11 protein-coding genes and 1 riboswitch are annotated in these 23,318 nt (G+C 33.1%); of the genes, 6 read left to right on the top strand and 5 right to left on the bottom strand.

Annotated elements, in window-relative coordinates; genetic code table 11:
* Positions 1-97: 97 nt before the first annotated feature.
* Positions 98-727, top strand: coding sequence for an alpha/beta hydrolase (locus tag GFV01_RS05705; protein ID WP_160565501.1), 630 nt, complete (start codon positions 98-100; stop codon positions 725-727).
* Between the two features lies 1 nt (position 728).
* Positions 729-1,853: an N-acetyl-alpha-D-glucosaminyl L-malate synthase BshA gene (gene bshA / locus GFV01_RS05700; RefSeq protein ID WP_160565499.1), complete on the top strand. Its 1,125-nt coding sequence runs from the start codon at positions 729-731 to the stop codon at positions 1,851-1,853.
* A gap of 30 nt (positions 1,854-1,883) precedes the next feature.
* Here bshA and GFV01_RS05695 read toward each other — a convergent pair whose 3' ends face one another.
* The 3 genes from GFV01_RS05695 to GFV01_RS05685 all read right to left on the bottom strand — a co-directional run bounded on the left by GFV01_RS05695 (position 1,884) and on the right by GFV01_RS05685 (position 5,116).
* The gene (locus tag GFV01_RS05695) at positions 1,884-3,065 is read right to left on the bottom strand and encodes a homoserine dehydrogenase (protein ID WP_185150270.1); all 1,182 of its coding nucleotides are present in this window, start codon (positions 3,063-3,065) and stop codon (positions 1,884-1,886) included.
* Between the two features lie 28 nt (positions 3,066-3,093).
* Positions 3,094-4,230 carry a PLP-dependent aspartate aminotransferase family protein gene (locus GFV01_RS05690; RefSeq protein WP_160565497.1) on the bottom strand — a complete coding sequence of 379 codons (1,137 nt, stop codon included), beginning with the start codon at positions 4,228-4,230 and terminating at the stop codon, positions 3,094-3,096.
* Between the two features lie 159 nt (positions 4,231-4,389).
* Positions 4,390-4,487: riboswitch (SAM riboswitch) on the bottom strand.
* A gap of 323 nt (positions 4,488-4,810) precedes the next feature.
* Complete coding sequence (locus GFV01_RS05685; RefSeq protein WP_160565495.1) at positions 4,811-5,116, bottom strand: MerR family transcriptional regulator; 306 nt, start codon at positions 5,114-5,116, stop codon at positions 4,811-4,813.
* 121 nt (positions 5,117-5,237) lie between these two features.
* On the opposite strand from GFV01_RS05685, the gene GFV01_RS05680 reads away from it, so the two are divergent.
* On the top strand, positions 5,238-6,005 hold the full coding sequence (locus tag GFV01_RS05680) for an SDR family NAD(P)-dependent oxidoreductase (RefSeq protein ID WP_160565493.1): 768 nt from the start codon (positions 5,238-5,240) through the stop codon (positions 6,003-6,005).
* Between the two features lie 69 nt (positions 6,006-6,074).
* On the opposite strand, the gene leuS is transcribed toward GFV01_RS05680, so the two are convergent.
* Positions 6,075-8,930, bottom strand: a complete 2,856-nt coding sequence (leuS, locus tag GFV01_RS05675; RefSeq protein ID WP_160565637.1) for a leucine--tRNA ligase — start codon at positions 8,928-8,930, stop codon at positions 6,075-6,077.
* 140 nt (positions 8,931-9,070) lie between these two features.
* Positions 9,071-9,706 (bottom strand): DUF6348 family protein, encoded by a 636-nt coding sequence (locus tag GFV01_RS05670; RefSeq protein WP_160565492.1) that lies wholly within the window; start codon positions 9,704-9,706, stop codon positions 9,071-9,073.
* Positions 9,707-10,124: 418 nt separating this feature from the next.
* Between GFV01_RS05670 and GFV01_RS10175 the strand changes: the two genes are divergently transcribed.
* From GFV01_RS10175 to GFV01_RS05655, 3 genes are read left to right on the top strand one after another with little or no spacing between them, the layout of a single operon-like run.
* Positions 10,125-13,196, top strand: a complete 3,072-nt coding sequence (locus GFV01_RS10175) for a T9SS type A sorting domain-containing protein (RefSeq protein ID WP_255448946.1) — start codon at positions 10,125-10,127, stop codon at positions 13,194-13,196.
* Positions 13,197-13,233: 37 nt separating this feature from the next.
* Positions 13,234-23,088 (top strand): toxin TcdB middle/N-terminal domain-containing protein, encoded by a 9,855-nt coding sequence (locus GFV01_RS05660; protein WP_160565490.1) that lies wholly within the window; start codon positions 13,234-13,236, stop codon positions 23,086-23,088.
* On the top strand, positions 23,088-23,312 hold the full coding sequence (locus tag GFV01_RS05655; RefSeq protein WP_160565488.1) for a hypothetical protein: 225 nt from the start codon (positions 23,088-23,090) through the stop codon (positions 23,310-23,312). The genes GFV01_RS05660 and GFV01_RS05655 overlap by 1 nt, the downstream gene beginning before the upstream one ends.
* Positions 23,313-23,318 lie beyond the last annotated feature (6 nt).

Raw genomic sequence — 23,318 nt, 5'->3', positions numbered from 1 at the left:
AAATTTCATAAGAAACGTATAGATAACGTTAGATCGCTTAATTCTCTAAAATGTATTATACAAAAAAGAGTATCTTTGTTTTACTAAAATTCTAAATATGGTCCATTATTTATTAAGAGAACCTAAGTCAGCTACCGAGACGCCTTCATTAATACTTTTACTGCATGGATATGGAAGTAATGAGCAAGATTTGTTCAGTTTTGCAGAAGAATTACCCGATGATGCCTACGTGATTAGTTTACGAGCCATACGAGAAATTAGCATGGGTGGATATGCCTGGTACGATTTAGATTTTACTTCAGGAGCCAAAATGATTAATTCCGACCAGGCCATTGAATCGCAAAAAATTATTATGAAATTTTTGGATCAAATCCAAACTAAATATCCTTTTGATACTAATTCCATAACCTTGTTAGGTTTTAGTCAAGGAGCTATCCTCTCTTTTTCATTAGCATTACACCATCCAAAAAGGTTTAAAAAAATAGCCTGTTTAAGTGGATATCCGGATCCGGAATTATTGAAAGACGTAAACATGGGGGATGATTTTTCACAATTAGAATTTTTCTTTTCACATGGAAAAGAAGATCCTATTATTCCCATTCAATGGTCTCGTCAATTCAAATCAATATGTGAAGAATTAGATTTAGATTATGAATTTCATGAATACAATGAAGGTCATGGCATAAATTCTGAAAACTATTATGATCTTTTAAATTTTTTGCAATAAGATGAAAATTGGAATTGTTTGTTATCCTACGTTCGGTGGGAGCGGGATAGTTGCCACCCAATTAGGAATGGAGATGGCCGCATTAGGTAATGAAGCTCATTTTATAAGCTATAGCATTCCGGCAAAGCTGGATGTCACCTTGCCTAATGTATATTTTCATCAAGTTTGCGTTAAACAGTACCCTTTATTTGAATATCAACCCTTTTCCTTAGCATTGTCTACAATCATTGTAAATGTTGCAGAAACTTACGGATTAGATTTACTGCATGTGCATTATGCAATACCTCATGCTTATGCAGCCTATTTTGCCAAGCAAATTTTAAAAGAGAAGGGTGTTGACTTACCGGTAATCACTACCTTACACGGTACAGATATTACTTTGGTAGGAAGTCATCCCATTTATAAATCCGGTGTCGAATTTTCGATCAATAAATCCGATTATATAACCTCAGTTTCCCAAAGTTTAAAACAAGATACTTTTGAGGCATTTACTATTAAAAAAGAGATTGAAGTAATTCCGAATTTTATTGATAATTCTGTTAAAATATCAAGCCCGTGTATCCGAAAGAATTTTGCTTCTGAAGATGAAAAATTACTTATCCATGTATCTAACTTGAGAAAAATTAAACGCATTGATGATGTAATGTCGATTTTCAATCTGATACAAAAAGAAGTTAAATCGAAACTTTTGATTGTTGGAGAAGGACCGGAGACAGAAACTATTGAGCATTTAACTAAAGTGTATCATTTGGAGGATAGAATCAAAACATTGGGAAAAATGGTTGATGTATCTTCAATTTTAAGCATTGCAGATCTATTTTTATTACCTTCTGAACAAGAAAGTTTCGGATTGGCAGCCTTAGAAGCAATGGCCTGTGGCATACCTGTTATTTCAAGTAATGCCGGGGGAATTACAGAAGTTAATAAAGACGGTTTTTCAGGATTTGTATCACCTGTTGGTGACGTTCCTTCCATGGCAAAGAATGCCATTAGGCTGCTGAAAGATGAAAAAATGCTTTCACTTTTCAAAAAACAAGCGAAAGATCAAGCTTTACTTTTTGATAATTCTAAGATAATTCCTATATATAAAGAATTGTATGACCGAGCATTGGGCAATCATAACTAAATAGTTGAATTTACATACTTATCAACCCAATCAGCTGAAAAAAATAACATTTATATTCGGGTCTTTAATCCATGAAGAATGCGCTAATTTATGTAAACAGATGAAGCCTATAAAATAATTACCTGAAAGGCTGCTGTATTGTTCTTCGATGGACTCAAAATCATCAAAACCGGAAAATTGATCGTGATATCTCACATAAACTTTATAAATTTTAGTATCTACTAATTGTAATTGTTTATTTAGATGAATATATTTCTTGTTTTCATATCTGTAATCATACGTTAAAGCTGAAATATCAGAAAGCACGGCAGATCCGGTGGGTTTATCTCCGGCACCTTTACCGATCATCAGTTGCTTTTCAGAAAAAGCACTTTCTAAAACCACTCCATTATATTCATAATTTACATGAGCTAATGTATTTTCTTTTTCTATAAAAGTAGGAGCACAAAAACCCGTAATTTCATTATTATTTTTATTGCATCTTGCTATTAACTTGATTGTTAAATTTCTTTGACGAGCAAATTCCAAGTCGAAATCACTTATTCTTGATATTCCAAAATTAAATATAGATTCCGGTTTAGTAATAAGTCCAAAAGCATGAAAAAGAATAATACACAATTTATATTTAGGATCAATTCCTTCAACATCTAAGGTAGGATCTGATTCTGCGAATCCTTTTTCTTGTGCTTCTTTTAAAACCACAGGATAAGAAAGTTTTTCATGGATCATTTTGGTTAAAATGAAATTGGTTGAACCATTAAAAATTCCCGATACCGATGTTAATAAATCATTGTCATAATATTCTTCTAAATTTCTGATGATGGGAATACTGGCACAAACAGAGGCTTCATAGAGTAGGGGAACTTGGTATTTTTTTTCCAACTTTAGAAGTTCAGGTAAATGTTCGGCAATCATCTTTTTATTTGCCGAAACTACAGCTTTTCCGTTTTTCATGGCCTCTGAAACAATATCAAAAGCAGCATCAGCGTCATCTATTAATTCGACAATAACTTCAATTTCAGGATCCGATAATAACTCGTATTTATCAGTAGTAAAATACTTTTTATCGATTGATCTCGGTTTATCGGGATGTTTGATACATATTTTTTTAATATTTGCATCTACACTTTCGGCTTCTTCTAACACTTTATACAATCCCGTTCCCACACATCCAAATCCAAAAATTCCTAATTTAAGTTTATTTCTTATCATTCAATTATTCAATTTATAAAATTAACCGTTAATCTAAAGCTTGTTTGATATCATTAATCAGGTCATCTACATTTTCAATTCCTACCGATAAACGAATTAAAGAATCTTGAATTCCTGTTTCTTTACGAACTTCAAGAGGGGTTGATTTATGGGTCATGGTGGCAGGATGGCTACCCAAACTCCTAACATCGCCTAAATTTTCAGCTAAAAGGAAAATTTTGGTACGGGTTAAAAAAACTTTTGCCGCTTCTAATGTATCGTCTTTTAAACTAAAAGATACCATCCCGCCAAACCCTTTTTGTTGTTTGGACGCAATATGATGGTTGGGATGATTTTTTAATCCCGGATAATATACTTTATCTACTTTGGGATGTGTAGTTAAAAATTCAGCAATTTTTTGAGCATTTTGTGAATGTTTTTCCATACGCAGAGATAGAGTTTGAATTCCGCGTAAGGTTAACCAACTATCAAAAGGAGAGAGAACACCACCTGAGGTATTTTGTAAATATTTTAATTCTTCGGCTATTTTAGGATCTTTCACAACTATAAATCCGGATAAAACATCTCCATGTCCTGAAAGATATTTAGTTCCACTGTGTACAACAATATCTGCTCCTAAACGTAGCGGTTGTTGTAAAGCAGGAGATAAAAATGTATTATCTACAATTAATAATGCTCCCACTTGCTTGGAAATTTTAGCGATTTCTTCAATGTCGGATATTTTTAAAGTTGGATTTGTAGGGGTTTCCAGCCAAATGAAGCGAGTTTTATTTGAAACTGCTTGTAAGACATTTTGAATATCAGTAGTATCAATAAATTTAGAGGTTACACCAAATTTATTATAAACCGTAGTAACTATTCGATAAGTACCTCCGTAAACATCATTTACAGCAATAATTTCATCCCCTTGTTTTAATAACTTTAAAACACAATCCGTTGCAGCCAATCCCGATGAAAAAGCAAATCCAGCAATACCGCCCTCTAATTCAGCAATGGCTTGTTCTACCACTTTACGGGTAGGATTAGCCGTTCTTGTATAAGCAAATCCTTTATTAACATCCGGTTCTTCCTGAACATAAGAAGAGGTTTGGTAAATAGGAGTAGAGATAGCTCCGGTAAGCACATCAGGTGTAGAAATATGTACTAATTTTGTTTCTAATTTCATGACTAGGTTGTTTTTTCTAATTAATAAATGCTTTAAAATTCATTAATCATCATAAAACAACTTATACAAGATTCCCATTTAAATGCTAAATTATGAATTAGCTTCTTTATGTAGGTCGAAAGAAGCTCGTATTATTTGTATTTGTATGTAAGCTGTTTCGACTTATCTTTCCTTTACGGTTGGATGCAGCACCTACTCATATAAGAGGGTTGCTAAGGTATCATAGGGCCAATTCCCTCCACCTTTCTTGATAAGTAATTTTATTAATGATCGCTAAATATATTACAAAGATACGTTTTATTTTTTAATTTCCAATAAAAAACGATTTTATTATAATATTTATAAAGGTAATGTATTTTTAATAATCATTATAATATAAGATATAAAGTATGCTAGATATAAATCAATTTACCTACAGAAGCATTTAAATAACCGTCGAAATTAATTCTAAGTTTAAAAGAATACAATTTTTTGCAATGGTAAATATTTTATACTAAGGTATGATTTATAGTAAGATCAATAATAATATTTTGCAATGTAAAAGATATTTTAACAACCCATTCATTAGATACTGATTTTATTAGTTGGTAAGCTTTTTTAATACATTTTCAATCATTTGCATTCGACTGTCTAATTTTTGTGACGCAGCATCTAATGTAAACCCTTCTTCCAATAATTCTTTTATTAGAATCATTTTTTTAATATTTTCATAATTGTATCTTCTGTTTTTTCCTTCCTGTTCTGTAAGACTTTTGATAATTCCTTTATCTTCCCAATACCTAATTTGTCGGGTAGGAATTCCCGTTATTTGAGAAACTTCGCCAATGCCCACAATTAATTGCTCTAAAAATTTAAAATCGAAAGATAAATGATTGGTTTCGTTCATTTTGTAAATTATTTACATTATTTGAAGTAAATATACAAAATAAAAGTTAAATTTGTAATTGTAAATAATTTACATAAAATGTAAATATTTAACAATAAAATATAATTAAAATTTAAATATTATGTTCATAGACAAAAATGTTATTATAACCGGCGCTACAGAAGGAATAGGCTTGGGAATTGCTCGTGCTTTCGCCCAACAAAGAGCAAATCTTGTTCTAATTGCCAGAGATCCTCAAAAATTAAACAACATCAAAGAAGAATTTTCGTTGTATCACGTAACTGTATCTTTGATTTCTGCGGATTTAACGGAAATTGAAAAATTATCTTCAGTTGGTAAACTAATTTTAGAAAAAGTAAAGACAGTTGATGTGTTAATTAATAATGCTGGAATCGGTCGTTTTAATCCTTTTGAAGAAACATCTGAAGATTTATTAGATAAACACATTAATCTTAATATGAAAGCGCCTTATATACTGACTCAAAATTTGTATCAATCTTTGAAAAAATCCAAAGGAAATATAATTAATATTTCATCTTATTTTTCACACAGAATGTTACAGGGAAGAGAATCTACTGCTTACTCCATGACTAAGGGTGGTATAGATTCATTTACTAAATCATTGGCTTTTGAGGCAGGAAAAGATGGAATTCGGGTTAATGCTATTGCTCCGGGAAGTATCGATACGCCGCTTCTACGATATAATTTAGAACAGTTAAGCGAAGAAGGGAAAACAAATTTTCATACAATGATTAAATCTATATATCCGATGGGTAGTATTGGAACGGTAGAAGATATTGGGGCGGCTGCTGTTTTCCTGGCATCCGATCAAGCCCAATGGATTACCGGAACGATCTTATCAGTTGATGGTGGGTTAACAACTAATTAGTTAATAAAAGATAGCATAAAAAAATATAAAAAAACCAATCCGTTTTGGGATTGGTTTTTTCAAGTCTATTTATAGTACAATATTGACAATTCGTTTAGGCACTACAATAACCTTTTTAGGTTGTTTGCCGTCAAGATAATTCGGTGTTTTTTCATGAGCCATTACTGCTTCTTCAATTTCTTTAGGAGTAGCGGAAATAGGCATTTCAATTTTAAAACGTACTTTTCCATTAAAACTAACCGGATATTCATGTATTTCGGAAACAAGATATTCAGCGTTGAATTCAGGAAATGCTTGAAATTCAATGCTGTTTTCATATCCCAATTTTTCCCATAGTTCTTCTGCAATATGTGGAGCATAAGGAGAGATTAAAATACATAAAGATTCTAAAATTTCTCTTTTATAACATTTTATTTTTACCAAATCATTGATAGCAATCATAAAAGAACTTATGGATGTATTGAAAGAAAAATTATCCAAATCCTCTATAACTTTTTTTATTAATTGATGAATTATTTTTTGTTCTTCTTTAGTAGGTTTTTCATCTGATACAAAGAAAGTTTCTCCTTCACCGGAATGATATAGTTTCCAGAATTTTTTTAAGAATCCATGAACTCCGCTAAGTCCTTGAGTATTCCAAGGTTTAGCCTGTTCAATAGGTCCTAAAAACATTTCATACATACGTAAGCTGTCGGCTCCGTATTCATCACAAACATCATCCGGATTAATAACATTGTAGTAAGATTTTGACATCTTTTCTACTTCTCTCCCGCATATAAATTTACCTTCTTCAAGAATAAACTCTGCATTTTTGAATTCATCTCTCCAATTTCTTAATTTTTCTAAATCAACTTCATCTGTAGTTCCTTTAAGAAGTTTTACATCAATATGCAGTGGAGTGGTATCTTGTGCTTCATGTAATAAATTGTAAGAGATGAAGTTATTAGTTCCGTTAATTCGGTAGATATAAGCACTTTGACCTAAAATCATCCCTTGATTAATTAATTTTTGGAACGGTTCTTCTTGGGCACAGTATCCATAATCTTTTAAAAATTTATTCCAAAAACGTGAATACAATAAATGTCCCGTAGCATGTTCACTTCCTCCAATATATAAATCTACGTTTTCCCAATAATTTATTTTTTTAGTATCGGCAAAGCAAGAATGGTTAGTTGGATCTGTGTATCTGAGAAAATACCAGGAACTTCCGGCCCAACCGGGCATTGTATTCAAATCTAAAGGAAAAATCGTGGTATGATTAATACGGTCGTTACTTACAACTTGTTCATTTTCAGTATCCCAGGCCCATTGTGTAGCACGTCCCAATGGAGGGTCTCCGTCTTCAGTGGGCAAATATTTTTCAACCTCCGGAAGGAGTAAAGGTAGTGCGGATTCCGGTAAAGCATAGGGAATATCATTTTTATAATATATTGGAATAGGTTCTCCCCAATATCTTTGACGAGAAAAAACGGCATCTCGTAATCGATAGTTGGTGGTTCCGTGCCCGATTTTCATTTTTTCTATTTCCTCAATAATTTTAGCTTGAGCATCTTTAACAGTCAATCCGTCTAAAATTTGGGAATTGATACAGACCCCTTCTTTAGAAGAAAAAGCCTCTTCTTGAACATCGGTTCCTCCTTTAATTACTTCAACAATCGGAAGTCCAAAATGTTTAGCAAATCGATGATCACGCTCATCATGTGCAGGAACAGCCATTATGGCACCTGTTCCGTATCCATATAATACGTAATCTGCAATATAAATAGGAATTTTTTTATGAGTAAAAGGATTTATAGCATAAGCTCCGGTAAATTCTCCTGAAACAGTTTTAGCATCTGCGATTCGCTCCCTTTCCGATCGTTTGGTGCTTTGATCTTTATATTGGTTTACGGCTTCGTAATAGGTGCCGGTAGTAATTTGATCTACAAGAGGATGTTCAGGAGCCATAACCATATAAGTAGCACCATAAATTGTATCCGGACGAGTGGTGAAAATTGTAACGGTTGCTTCGGAATCAGCAACAGAAAAATTGATTTCTGCTCCTAAAGATTTACCGATCCAATTACGTTGACTTTCTTTGATTGATTCGCTCCAATCGATAGTTTCCAATCCGGAAAGAAGTCTTTCAGCATAAGCCGTAATCCGCATAGACCATTGCATCATGCTTTTTTGATAGACAGGATATCCTCCTCGTTCAGAAACTCCATTTACCACTTCATCATTTGCTAGGACCGTACCTAAGGCCGGACACCAGTTAACGGTTGTTTCTGCTCGATATGCCAATCGATAATTTAAAAGGATATGTTGTTTTTTTTCATCTGAAAAACGGTTCCATTCTTCAACCGAAAATATTTCGATTGGTGAGGTACAGGCATTTATTTTAGCATTACCTTCTTTTGAAAAAATATCTACTAATTCAGTAATAGGACGAGCCTCTTGCGAAGCAGTATTGTAATATGAGTTAAAAAGTTGGATGAAAATCCATTGGGTCCATTTATAATAGCCGGGATCAGATGTTCTCACTTCACGATTCCAGTCAAAAGAAAATCCCAATTTTTTCAATTGATTGTTATATCCAGCAATAACATTGTCTTTATTATCTATACCCCCGTTAATATTAACTTCTGTGGTTATCGCCGGATGTTGGCCTGTTTGAATAGCATATTGTTCAGCAGGTAGCCCGAAACTGTCATAACCAATGGGATGAAGTACATTAAAACCCTGATGGCGTTTAAACCTTGCATAAATATCAGAGGCAATATAACCCAGTGGATGACCTACATGTAAACCTGCTCCCGAAGGATACGGAAACATATCCAATACATAAAACTTGGGTTTATCTGTATGGTTTGAAGCAGCAAAAGTTTGTTGCTCTTTCCATTTTTTTTGCCATTTTTTTTCGATTTCCTGAAAATTATATTGCATGGGTAAAATTGAATTAATTTTTTGCAAAGGTAATGATTTATTCAATTTTTAAAATTGAATTTCAGCTTAAAGCATACGTATTATTTACAATAGTAAAAGAGGATATATGATATGAAATATATATAATAATTCTTACAAACTTACTTACGCTTCAATATTATAAAATTTCTTAGACTGTAAAATTTATCGGAACTGTCCCAAGTAATTGTTTTCAATTTATTTTCCATTTCCGGCCATACTTCATTATTTTTTAAAGTTTCAATAATAATATCCCGGCTGTTTACATTAGCATAATAGATGCGAAGCCAGTATAGATCTTCCTCTAGATTTTCCTCTTGAATTTGTTCCTCTATGATTTTAAATAAATTCTCGGGAATATTGAAATCGCCTTTGCACCCAAAATTACCGATATATACCTTCCATTGGATGCCTTTGATCTCCCATTCTTCAATTCCAATTTGATCATCATTTGTAATCTGCCAAAAAGCAGATAAGAACACATGAAATGAATTAGTTACAAAATTTTGAAAAGCATTTTGTATGGCACTAATTTTATTTTTACCAATACCTAAGTAGCTTTCCGAGATAGTTTTTTTACTGGCTAAAAGTAAGGTTATATCTAAACGTATACTGGATCCGTTTTCATATTCTTTAAAATCAAATGTTTCAGCACGCATGGCAGGAAGTTGTTCATCAACCAAAAGCCAGTCTTTATATTCAATGCTGGGTAGGTCATGAGCAAGAAGCATATTAGCGAGAATTTCTTGAGGTGACATAGATTATTTTTCTTCAAAATTACATAATATCTTTTTTAGATTATTTAATCAGTTTTCTTTACGATAGTATGAATCAATATAATAATGTGAAGCATAATAAGATGTATGAAGAGTCAAAATTGTAATAATTTTTGAAGTGGATATCTTTAAGAAATGAATTGCAATGATATTTTAATTAACATTAATTATTATCCATGACTAATTATAACTATAAATAAATCAAATATTTCAATACATAAAAAAATAATTGTCAATTTACTATTTTTTATATTTAAATAATAGACAAGATTAGCATTTTAACAAAATAAAGGTATAATTAATAGTTATTTGTAAATATTAATCAAATTTTTTTTTCAAATATTATACTCATTAGAAATAAAATAATACATTTGAAATGTAAACTTTTAATTAACAAACTATGAGGAAATTATACTTTTTATTAATTATTGGTATTAATTCAATGTTCACCTCAGCTCAAAATAATAAAGTTGTTGGGCCGGGAGGTGTACCTGGGGCTGTTTTATGGATGAAAACAGTCCCAGAAACCAGAAATTTAAATGGAAGATATCTTTGGAAAGATTTTTCGGGTGATTCTTTACGACTTAATTATTATGATACAGGAAATGAATACATTGTAGAATGGAATCCTTTTGGAAGGTCTTATAATTTTAACCCTTCTATACTTTTAATCAATCCTTCCTATAGTAAAGATGTTCAAATAAGGAGCGCCAATTTATCAACTGCTACGATTTTAGGAACTTTTGCAGAAAATAATATTTATGGTGAAAATTTTGAGCAGCCGAGTTATATTTTCGCTCTGAATGGAGTTGCAGGAAAGGGTATTGTTTTGAATAAAGATAAAATTATTCATAGCAATGAAAGTCAGAAAGGAATGTTAGATTATGGTTCGGAAAATGGGCATGATTTAATGTACCATCCACAAGAAAATGCGTTAGGGGGGATAACATCGTATAAGGAAAAATCGATGCGCTCGTTTACATATTTTCGTACAAATAAAAGGGCAACGAATGTTTGGGGGGAGAAAATGAATTCTAATTTATCTCTTGGTGAAAAATTTTATTGGTTTAATAAATTTAATAATTCAACATACGATACTAATTTATTTGATCCAAATACCGTTTATACAGCATATATTCCTGAATTAATAATTTATGACAGGGTACTTAATCCTTTAGAAAAAATTAAATCGGAAACCTATTTGGCTTTAAAATATGGTTTTATGTTAGAAAATTCCATGATAGGAAGCAATAATCAATTATTATGGGATAAAGATCAACAAAAAAAATTTAATCACAGGGTTACAGGTATCTATAGAGATGATCTAAGTGGGTTATATCAAAGAAAAAGTTCCACATCTTATGAAGAAAGTCCTTATTTAAGTTATAGCTTGGAAGGGGATTCTTTTGATGCAGCCAATAATTACAATCAGTCTAATAGAAATAAGCTGTTAGTAATTGAAAAATTTCCGGCTAATTCCATGGTTGATTCCGAATTCATGATTTGGGGAGATAATAACGAGGATTTAAAAACTTCAGAAATTGAAAGTTTTGCAGGTTTAAATATAATGAATCGTCGATGGTTAATGAAAACCAACATGGATAAAAGTGAGAATGATATTACTTGGCATGTTTCCGATAACTTAGAGGCTATTAAGGATAAATACAAATTTTCTCAGATAAAAATGATTAATTCTAATAATTCTCAACCTGAGATATTGTATAGTGAAAAACCATTATCGGGTTACGAAGGACATGCATCTTTTATCTTAGGTAATCCTTACGGAGGAGTAATGTTAAAATTTGGAACTAAAAATATTACAGATCAACAAAATGAAAGTTCCGATTATGGATTATATATAGATCATAAAGGTGATGTGTTTACCGTTATCAGAGGTATCGTTAAAGATAAAATAAAAGTTAAATTAAATGTAGGGGACCGGGTTCAAATTGATAAATCTAAAGATGATTTTATTATTCGATTTAATGGATATGCTCCACCTATTCCTGGTTTAATTTCACCGAATATACCTATAAATGAAGAAGATATTGAAAATGATTTTTATACTAGTGTAGTAATGTATCCATGGAAATATGAATCGCGAGTTAAAGATTTTAGAACTGGAGGTTTTATAAATAATGGCACTAAGATAGAATTAGGATATATAAAATATAGGGCTGAAGAATTTGAAGGATACAATGATGGTAAAACCTATCTTTTAATTGATAGATCAGGAAAAGGAGATTTTAAAATAGAAAATACTGATTTATATCAGTCTGATGATTTTGATCCATACAGAAAAAAAATAATTTTTAATAATGTATTTTTCGATACTGATTCAAACGGAAGTGATGTATTCACATTTGGTTACAGACCTAATAATATAATTGCAAATATAAATAAATCCAATCCGACCTGTGATGCGTCTTCAATTACTAAAAATGATGGAACTATTCAAGTTAATATATTGAGAGGAGATGAAGGATTTGAATATGAATTAGTCGATCAAAAAGATAATGAAATAAAAAAAGCAGGAGTTTTTTTTGGTAACGAATTATATATAAATGAACTTTCATCCGGACAATATACTTTGAAATTAAAGGAATTGGGAGGTTTTAATTTGATTTCAGATTCTACTGCGGTGGAAGCAAAAGCATATAGTATTCAAAATATAGATTGGGATAGAGGCGGATTTTTTGAAACGATTTTGAAAGGAAATGATCAAAATTTTCAAATGGGATTATCATTACATCCAAGAGACAATTCTGTTGCTAATGTTAACATAAGAGCGGGCTTTGAAATTAATCAAGGGCGAATTTATATTATTAATGAACATACAAAAAGTAATACTCCATTAGATAATATAATTGTTAAAGAAGGAGATAGAATTCAAATTTATAAAGATTTTAATGAAAAGGAGTCGCCATATAAAGTTTATTATAAAATAAATGGTCAAACTTTTTATACGCAATATCTTTCCTCTTATCATTTTTTTGCTTTTAAAGTCAATAATAATGATGGAAGAATATATAATATAAGAAATACAGACGGATTTATAGAATCTCTACCTACCTATTGGAATTTCCTAGGAGTCCATCCTTATCCTAAATCAGTCAATTTATCAAAAACGATACTCGAACATACTATAACGCTCGACGAAAATTGTTTAAATAAGCCAGAAAATAATCGTGTCTATCAAATAACATCCAATGTAGATGATGATAATCATGTTCAATTTTATTATAAAGATTTCAATAATAAATCAGAGATAACAGGAAAGATTAGTCTAAAAAATCCTTCTAAAATAATGATTTCTGTATTTGATTATAACGGAAACATGATTTATAATAAAAATAATAATGAAATTTCTAAGGAGCATATTGTTGATATCTCAGGTCTTCCAAAAGGAGTATATGTAGTAAAAGTATTTACTGAAGAAGGAGAATTTACTAAACATATTTCAATCAACTAATTATAATACATAAATACATAATCAAAAATTTTGTACTATGAAATTAAATTCAAAGCAAGCCAGGTTTGTTTCATTAGTGTTACTTACCACCATGGCATTACAAAGCTTTTCCCCATATATCCCTATTTTAGAACATAAAAAATATAAAACCAGGGAAAAACGTGTTACTTACACAAAAAATATTAAAATTGATCAAATAAGTACAGACTCTAATAAGTCTGAAGAGCACGAATTAAATTATTTAAAAATTCACAAAGAAAATCAAATAGATAAATCAGATACTTCTCTTTCTACTCTTTATAGTTCGAAAACTAAAGAAGGGATGATTGGAATATTGGATGATAAAAATTTTGATAATCCTGAAGATAACATATTTACGGTCTATATAGATCAGAAGCCATTACAAAATCATAAGGCATACTTAATTTATGAATTATACGGGGTTTCCGATAAAAATGGAATTTCAAAGAGTATAAATGATCGAATAAGCAGAGGGGGATACTTGGTAAAAAAACATTATAATTGGACTAAGCAAAAAGAACCTATAAATTCTAACTGGTTACAACAAGGAGAAAATTATATTCAATTTTCAATACCTAAAGATGCTACTTATGGTTATAAAATTAAAAATTTAAAAATTGAAATTGAAAAACAGGGATCTATTTTAGAACCTCTCCAATGGGAAGCTATATCCTATAAAGGAGGGGACACCTATGTAAAAGGATATTTTCCGGATGAAAAAAATCGTAAAATACAGATCAATAATGTTCAAACTACTACTTATCAGGGTGAATTTGAAGCGATTCTTTCTGGAAATGTAAATACCATAGAATTAGTATCTGAAGGTAAAACATATGTAAAAGAATCAACCATATTATCCGGTAAGCCAGATTTTACCAATTTATTACAAACAGCTTTGGATCAAAAACAAATTTGGTTTAAAAAAGATAAGGAAACTAATGAAATTAATCTTTTAGGAGCTGAATTACTGGCAAAAGGTATAAATCTTAATTCGGATAAAAAAATAAGTATTCAAGGCCTTCGCGATGTAGATATACCGGCATTGGACATGGGCATGAAAAATGTCACTGCAAAAGCTGATGGATATAAATTTTTACCACACGGAGAACATTTTAAAGAAGGAGCTACCATCAAGTTAGCCTATGATCGAACCAAAATTCCAAACGGTTATACTGAAAAAGATATACGCACATATTATTTTGACTTAGAGAGCCGTCATTGGGTCGCTTTAGAAAGAGACAGTGTAGATACTAAAAATCAGGTAATCATATCCCGAACTACTCATTTCACCGATATGATTAATGGAGTGATACAAGCGCCTGAATCTCCTGAAACAAACGGTTTTACCCCTACAACTATGAGCGATATCAAAGTTGCCGATCCCTTGTCAAAGGTGAATTTGATTAGCGCACCGAGTGCCAATAATCGTGGATCCGCAGCATTAAGTTATACCTTTGAAATGCCACCTGCTCGTAATGGAATGAGTCCATCCTTAGGTATCCAATATAATAGTGATGGAGGAAGCGGATGGTTAGGCGAAGGCTGGGATATGAATATTCCGAGTATAACAGTAGATACTCGTTGGGGAGTACCTAGATACGATACCTCAAAAGAAACCGAAACCTATACGATGGATGGGACCCAGTTGGTAACCCTGGGAGCCGATGGAAATACGTCCATAGCCCACAGAGGAGAAAAAATAGCCAGAAAATCAGACCGCTTATTTTATTCCAGAAAAGAAGGGAGCTTTGCTACCATTCAAAGGAAAGGAACTAATCCGGGAAATTATACCTGGGAAGTAACCAACAGAAAAGGGGTTAAATATACTTACGGAGGAAATGGAGGAATACTTAAAGGAACTGTTACCGATATATCCGGAAAGAGCAAAGACGTAATTACGGAATGGAAAGTTTCCAGAGTAGAAGAACTTCACGGAGATTGGATTGAATATATTTATGAACAAGTGGAAGAACCGATAAAAGGAGGTTTGAAATCCAAAGCTTTATATCTTAAAGAAGTACATGCCGGTAACAAAGGACAAAATCCGCATACAGTGGTTAAATTCACCTCTGCTAAAACTAAGCAAAAAGAAACAAACTCAGCTCGATATGGATTTTTTACCTCTTCTAATCGTTTACTTACCCATGTTGAGATAGACTTTGAAGGCAGCAAATTAAGAGAATATGAATTAAAATATAAATCCGGAGCGTTTTATACAGATCTTTTAGATAAAATTACTCATAAAGATGATAAAGGAAAAGAATTTACCTCCAATCGTTTTGATTATTATGATGATGTTAAATCACAAGAGGGGTACATACCTTTTAACCAGCAAGAAGAAGTTTGGGCAAGATCTGGCGAAAAGATAAATCAAAGTAAAACTACCTCTTATGGAGGATCTTTCTATACCGGAGTAGGAATTTTTAATGGAGATGCCATATTTAACAGTGGAACCTTGGGAGGCAGCTACAGTTATAGCAATAGTGTAACCGAAGGTAAATCGACTTTTATAGATATCAACGGTGATGGTTTAACAGATAAAGTATATCAAAAAAATGGAGTATTATATTATGAGCCTCATTTGTTAACACCTTTAAAAGGGGAAAAATTTGGTAAGCCTATTGCTATAAAGGGTATAAATAAATTTTCTAAAACAAAGTCAACCAGTTCCAATGGAGGTGGCTCTGCCCGAGCAGGAATTGGTTTAGCCACTGCAACTGTAGGTATCAGCGGAGGGACAACTAATACAACTACAACCGTCTATTTTGCAGACGTAAATAGTGATGGGTTAATTGATCTTGTATCCAACGGTAAGGTATATTTCAATCGTATTACCCGAGATAGTGATGGTAATTTGATTCCTTCCTTTACATTAGAAAGTTCATTAACTCCGAGCCCGATTATGGGTGGAGGGACTATAGATAGTTCCGACACTGCGGTAGATCCTCAGGAACAAAAAGACCTTATTTATAATTCTCCACTTTATGATGTTGTAAAAGTATGGGAAGCGCCTTTTGACGGGAAAATAAAAATTGAAGGAAATGTTCAGCTTCAAGCACCAACGGGAGATTATGACACCGAAGAATATGAAAAAGCCGATGGGGTGAGAGTTGCCATTCAGTACAAAGGAAAAGAAAAATGGAATAAGAGTATAAACAAAGGTGATTTTACTAATTATCCTGCTAATGTAAAATTATCCGAGACTGTAAAAAAAGGAGATAAAATCTATTTCAGAGTTCAATCAGGAAACCAGGAAATGTCTAACGGAAGCTTTGATCAAGTACAATGGAATCCCGTTATAACCTATGAACAAACTACCCTTGTTGAAGCAGACTTAAACAGTATAAATCCTGACGGGCAAAAAATGTATCGTTTTCCATCCTCAGAATCCCACATAGCTTCACAGGATGTAGCAACCAGTGTCGGTGATTATAAAAAAGCCGTAATATTTGGAACTTTTGAAAAACCAATCACTTCCGATGATGTAACGGTAAAAGTAATTCAAACCAATGATAACCGTTCCGAGGAAATTATAATTTATGAAAAAACATTTAATTGGAACGAATCTCATCAAGGAAATTTGGAAATACCTGTACCCGAAGGCAAAAATTGGACAAACTTTTATTTTACTTTAAGTTCACCCAGCCAAGTGAATTGGAAAAAAATTAGTTGGAAACCACAGATAAAATTAGATGACAGCCAAGAGGCAGAACCGGGAAGTGTTAATTACAGCATTTACCATCAGAAATGGGAAGGAAGTTACTATCCTTTAGTTTTTGAAAATGCAAGCCAAACTAAAAAAATATCGCTTTCATTTCAAGCGCTGGCAAATGATCCTATGAATTCTTCCCTTTTGAATGGAGAACTGGCCATTACCATCAAGAAAAATACAGGTTTATTGGGAAGATATATAATCAGAGTTGAGAATGGAATTGTCGTTACCCCACCTCTCATGGATTTGGAAGTAGCAGCCAATGAGTCTTTATCTGAAAATATATGGGTGGAAGCTTTTACCAAAGATGCAACGATCATCAAAAATTTGAAAGCTTTAACTTTTACTTTGCAACCAGATAACGGATTGTCGTCTAATGGATATGCAAATATTTTTGTAAAAGATTCAGACAAAGGTTTCGGACCAATGTATCGCGGTTGGGGTCAATTTATTTATAATGCCAATGCCGGACGTTATGCACGTCCTATAGATGAAAAGGAATTACAATTGCCGCAGAATGAAAATGCTGATATGGATCCTCGTACCATGATCTTCATTCCGATGGGTCTTGATAATGAAACCAAGAGTTATTGGACAGGAGCCGATCGATATGTATATATAAAAGAAGGAATTCTAAGTGCTTCTCGTTTAGGAGAAAAAGAGGTTAAACTTACCAATCCATTGGAAGGATTAAGCAGTAAATCTCCATCTTCTGGTAGCTGTATACAAGGATCTTCGGCCATAGGGGTAAAATTGACCAGCAAGTCAAAAAATACGACTAAACAAGCAGGAGCGTCATTTGGTGTTGGGGTAAATTATAACGATTCCGAAGGCAGCGACGAAACCACTTTATCTTTTTCAGATATGAACGGGGACGGATATCCGGATATTATAACCAAAAATAAGATACAATTTACCAATACCCGAGGAGGGTTTGACGGGGAAGTTATTGATTCTCGTAATGGTTTTACTGGAAATCATCGAAGTACCAGTACCAGTAAGGCCTATGGTTTAGGTGCTAATCCAATTACTGCTGTATCAATCTTCAACAAATTAACGGGAGGAGAAAAGCAAAATTCACTTGACTCTAAAGCATCTCAAGTAGGTATAAGCGCTGTAAACCTTTCATTCAGTGCTCCGAAAATGAGTGAAATAGTGGAACATACCTTGATAGACCTCAATGGAGACGGATTGCCGGATAAAGTGTATAAAAACGGAAAAGTACGTTTAAATTTGGGTTACAGCTTTACTCCTGAAGTAGATTGGGATTTAAATGAGATTCAAAGAGCAAGTTCGAAAACTATTTCGGGAGGAGCAGATATGGGAATTGATATAATACCTAAGTCAGATGATAAAGCTTCATCCAGTTTTGCCGGAGGCGTTAATGTAACCTCTGTTACCAATAATCCTTCATTCAAGTTTATAGATGTAAATAATGACGGTTTATTAGATAAGGTTTTTGTTAAAGAAGGAAAAGTATGGGTAGCACTAAATTTAGGGCTAAATTTTGATGTGGAAAGAGAATGGCCGCAATTAACTCAAATAGCTAAATCAACTTCAGTGAGTGTTTCCACTAATGTAGCCTACACGTTAAATATTGTGATTCCATTACTTATAGCACCAACTCTTAAAATTTCTTTAAATCCGGGATTAAATACGTCTAATACCACCGGACAAACATTATTTGAAATTAAAGATGTCGATGGGGATGGATATCCGGATATGGTATGGACAGATAGTTCGGGAAGTATAAAAGTGAAGCGCTCAACCATTGGAAGAACCAATAAATTGAGCAAAGTATCCAATTCCATAGGGGGAAAATTTATGCTTGATTATAACCGTTCCGAAGCTACTTATGAACATCCGGGAGGAAAATGGGTGTTATCATCCGTAGAAATTGACGATGGAATTCATGATGATGGTGCTAATATGCGTACTGAATATCGCTACCTGGAAGGAAAACAAGACAGACATGAAAGAGAGTTTTTAGGCTTTGGAAAAGTAGAAAAAATAAGTATAAATACCGAAAACAACAATCAAGTATATAGAAAAACCATTGAAGAATATGATGTTACGAATTTCTATACTTCAGGTAATTTATTAAAAACAACCATCACCGATGCTCAAGGGAAAAAATATGCACAAACTGAAAACAAATACTATCAATACGAAGTAAAACAAAAGGAAAATAATAACTATACCATTTCTTCCAACATAGTATGTTCTGATTACCAAGCGTCCTTTGCTCCACTACAATATACCCGCAATATGGTGTTTGAAGGTAAAGATCAAGGGATAGTAACCAATGAAACCTGGTATTCGTATGACTTGGTAGAACAATACGGAGAATTATCCAACTACCGATACAGTGATAGCGGAAATTTAGGCGAAAACGGAGCAGGAAGCTATAATTATCAAACATCCGTTTCCTATACCTCTAATCCTAATAAGAACATTTTTGGATTACCGGTAAAAGTTCAAGTCAAAGGATCAGGCGGAAGTGTTCAAAGAGAAGTAACGGCAGAATATGATCTAAACTATGTTAATCATCTTACCCGAGTTCGTCAAAAACTCAATGATAAAGAAGAATCGGTAACTGATATAACTTACGACAAGTACGGAAATATTACCCAAAAAACTTTACCGGCCAATACTAAAGGCCAAAGAATGTGGTATAAATATAGATACGATAAAGATTACCATATGTATGTAGAGCGTATTGATGATGCCTATGGATATACCAGTTTATTGGAAAATTATGACTATCGCTATGGAATACCATTAACCAGCAAAGATATCAACGGATATTTTACAGAAACCACAATAGATAATCTGGGAAGAATTGAGACTATCACCGGACCAAATGAATTGGAATTGGATTTACCTTATACTATAAAATATAGGTATAATCCGTCAGTAGTTTTAAATTCAGATGGAGACATTGAAAACCCTGCTTATGCAATAACTTATCATTACAATCCGCAACACCCTACAGAGGATATAAAAACGTTAAGTTTTGTTGACGGAGCAGGAAAAACCTTACAGGTAAAAAAAGACGGAGTGATAACACATACCGATGCAAACGGAAGTAATCCTCAGGACGAAAAGGTACTTATTGTAAGCGGAAGAACTATGCTGGATCCATTCGGACGAGTAGTAAAAAGCTACTATCCGATTACCGAATCTCCGGAACACGCCATAGAATTTAATCGAAACTTTGATAAAGTAAATCCAAGTGTAAGTAACTATGACCTGTTAGACCGTACCGTAGCAACTATCCTTCCGGATTCAAGTACTCAAACCACCGAGTATACAATAAATCCGACTGAAAGACAGCAAGTAACCATCTTTACAGATGCTATGGGAGGAAAACAGAAAACCTATGCCAACGGATCGGGTCTTACCGTTAAGACCGAACAACTATCCGGCCCATCAGGAATAATTACTACCCGTTATACTTACGATGGCATTAATCAATTATTAGAAGTCATCGATACCGAGGGACAAATCACTCAATCGAAGTATGACTTAGCCGGAAGAAGAATTCATTTATCACATCCAAGTGCAGGAATTACCCAATTAAGTTATGATGCCTTAGGAAATGTAATAAGTCGTCAGACTTCCAACTTAGAAAAAACAAACCAAAAAATAGAATACGAATATGATTATACCCGATTAAAATCAATACATTATCCGGAACATCCACAAAATAACGTTACCTATTACTATGGAGATAAAAATTCAAAATATAATCGTATAGGAAAAGTGATGTTGCAAGAAGATGCAACCGGAGCTCAGGAATTTAAATATGGAACTTTAGGAGAAATTACTGAAGTACGCAGAACGGTTATAATTCCTAATCAAGCGATCGCTACCTACGTAACCCAAACCAAGTACGACAGCTGGAATAAACTAGAGCAGATCATCTATCCGGATCAAGAAAAAGTAGATTATATCTATAATACGGCAGGGTTGTTAACCGGAATAAAAGGAAGCAAAGCTTATAGCTATGACTATGTAAACAAAATAGGATATGATAAATTCGAACAAAGAAATTATCTAAAATATTGCAATGGCTCGGAAACCACTTATACGTATGATCCTGAAAGAAGAAGACTTAGCGATTTACAAGTTTGGGTATCACCGAAAACGCAAGGTGGAGGTGTAAGAACTCAGATTATTAATAACAAATATACCTATGACGCTGTTAGTAATGTATTAAGCGTATCCAACCAAGCCCCACTACCTCAAGACAACCAAAAGACTATGGGGGGACAAATGCAGCATGACTATACCTACGATGGACTTTACCGCTTAGTACAAGCACAAGGAAGTTACACAGGAGCGGATAACAAAACGGCCGCATATAGCTTGCAAATGGGCTACGATAACTTACATAATATCGTAAGCAAAAACCAACAAGTAAGTCAACAAGGCATAATGATTGAAGGCGGATTAAAAGCAGGTTATGACTTACAATACACCTACGATTCAACGAAAAAGAATCAAATAAAAACCGTTCAAGACATCAATTACAGAGAAGAAGAAAGTCAAGAAGAAGAAAAACGCCAAGAGCACAAGAATTATCACTATGATTTAAACGGAAATCTAACCTATGTAAATGTAGAATTAGAGAAGAAGGATTTAAGAAAAACAAGCCAAACGCAAGAAAGGAAATTACGCTGGGATGAAGAAAACCGATTAATGGCAATAGATGATAATGGGTATGTAAGTAACTATGTATACGATGCCTCAGGAGAACGAGTAATCAAAACAAGCGGCGAGAGTGAGCAAGTGTATATCAATTCCTTATTCTCAGGCGGCAATACCGAAACACAAGGATTCACGGCCTATATCAACCCCTTCTTAGTAGTAAGTCCCAATGGAAAATATACCAAACATTACTATGCAGGAAGTCAACGAATAGTGAGTAAGTTGGGAGATATAGAAAGCTTTGGTGCAGATCCGAGAAGAATAGAGTATGCAGGATCAAGCGTACCCGGAGTAACGATCAACTGGAAAGCAAAATACCAAAGAAGCATTGAAGACATAAAAGGGAACTATGCGTACTTTGAAGTACCGTATAACGGAAAAGACAATGACGATTACGTAAACGGGGAAGGTTTCTGTTGTTCTCAGAGTACAGCCTTAAGAGCAGGGATAGGAATCGGCAATGTGAATTATGAGAAAATGCAGTATTATTATCACCCGGATCATTTGGGCAGCTCAAGTTATATCACTAACTTAGACGGCGAAATAGTACAGCATGTAGAATATGTACCGTTTGGAGAAGTGTTTATAGAGGAGAGAAACAACAGTTGGAATACCCCTTATTTATTTAATGGAAAAGAGTTAGATGAAGAAACAGGACTGTATTATTATGGAGCAAGATACTATAATCCAAGAGAGAGCGTGTGGTTGAGTGTAGATCCTTTGGCGGAATTAGCACCTAATATGAGTCCATATAGATATGCTTTTAACAATCCAACTAACTTTATAGATCCGTATGGCTTATTTGAAACAAGGAAAGAAGCTCGTCAATACAGGAGAGAACATGGAATTGATGGAAAAATACATAAAGCAAAGGATGGAACATTCAGTATTGATGATTACCGAAACAGTGTGAGTTATTCGCGTTCATCAGAAACAAAAGAAGTAGAACAAGCAGTTCTGGTAGTAGGAAGTAGAAGGAGTTGGAATCCCTATAATAATTTAAATTTATCTTCTGCAAGTCAAAGATTAAGAAATGCAATTCGTAATAATCGCGCTACTAATAATGTTGATATAGCAAGAGATATATCCCATTTGATGCAAAGTGGAGGAAATATAATAACTTTAGTGGGATATGGAGCCACATTAACTGGAGTAGGCGCTCCGTTTGGTATTATAACGTCAAAAATTGGAAATATAATTTCTTTAGCTGGAACAGGTCTTGAAATATTAGTTGATTATTCAACTGGAAATTTTACGGATGGAAATATAGATGCAGCTAAATTATTAATATTGGAAGGAGGACAATCTATAATTAATAAAAGGTTAAGATTGTTACCAGGAGTGAATAATTTAACCAAGGAAATTTTAGAACAAAATGTAAATCTTAAATTTATGCTAGGTGAATATATATATGATTATTATCAAGATAATAAAAGTAAAGAATAATGAAAGAATTGATTAAAGAAAATGAAAACCTTTTATATAGTATTATTAATTTTATAATAGGCATAAGCGCTTTTTTATTAATGAGATGGTTAAAAAAAGGAGAAGATCCAAAAGATGTAGGTTCTTTTGATCAATCAGTACGTTTTGGAGTATATCTAGCTGGTTGGATTGGAATAATTGGAGGTTTTTATATATTGCTAAAAGGAGTGTTACATTTAATTTAATAAGTA

This window comes from Apibacter sp. B2912, from assembly GCF_009827835.1.
GTDB lineage: Bacteria > Bacteroidota > Bacteroidia > Flavobacteriales > Weeksellaceae > Apibacter.
The sequence above is the reverse complement of the archived record's forward strand: the minus strand, read 5'-3'. Positions and strand labels throughout refer to the sequence as shown.

Excerpts from the sequence above, each read along its gene's own strand:
- GFV01_RS05705 (WP_160565501.1), top strand. The coding sequence starts at position 98 with ATGGTCCATTATTTATTAAGAGAACCTAAGTCAGCTACCGAGACGCCT.
- bshA (WP_160565499.1), top strand. The coding sequence starts at position 729 with ATGAAAATTGGAATTGTTTGTTATCCTACGTTCGGTGGGAGCGGGATA.
- GFV01_RS05695 (WP_185150270.1), bottom strand. The coding sequence starts at position 3,065 with ATGATAAGAAATAAACTTAAATTAGGAATTTTTGGATTTGGATGTGTG.
- GFV01_RS05690 (WP_160565497.1), bottom strand. The coding sequence starts at position 4,230 with ATGAAATTAGAAACAAAATTAGTACATATTTCTACACCTGATGTGCTT.
- GFV01_RS05685 (WP_160565495.1), bottom strand. The coding sequence starts at position 5,116 with ATGAACGAAACCAATCATTTATCTTTCGATTTTAAATTTTTAGAGCAA.
- GFV01_RS05680 (WP_160565493.1), top strand. The coding sequence starts at position 5,238 with ATGTTCATAGACAAAAATGTTATTATAACCGGCGCTACAGAAGGAATA.
- leuS (WP_160565637.1), bottom strand. The coding sequence starts at position 8,930 with ATGCAATATAATTTTCAGGAAATCGAAAAAAAATGGCAAAAAAAATGG.
- GFV01_RS05670 (WP_160565492.1), bottom strand. The coding sequence starts at position 9,706 with ATGTCACCTCAAGAAATTCTCGCTAATATGCTTCTTGCTCATGACCTA.
- GFV01_RS10175 (WP_255448946.1), top strand. The coding sequence starts at position 10,125 with ATGAGGAAATTATACTTTTTATTAATTATTGGTATTAATTCAATGTTC.
- GFV01_RS05660 (WP_160565490.1), top strand. The coding sequence starts at position 13,234 with ATGAAATTAAATTCAAAGCAAGCCAGGTTTGTTTCATTAGTGTTACTT.
- GFV01_RS05655 (WP_160565488.1), top strand. The coding sequence starts at position 23,088 with ATGAAAGAATTGATTAAAGAAAATGAAAACCTTTTATATAGTATTATT.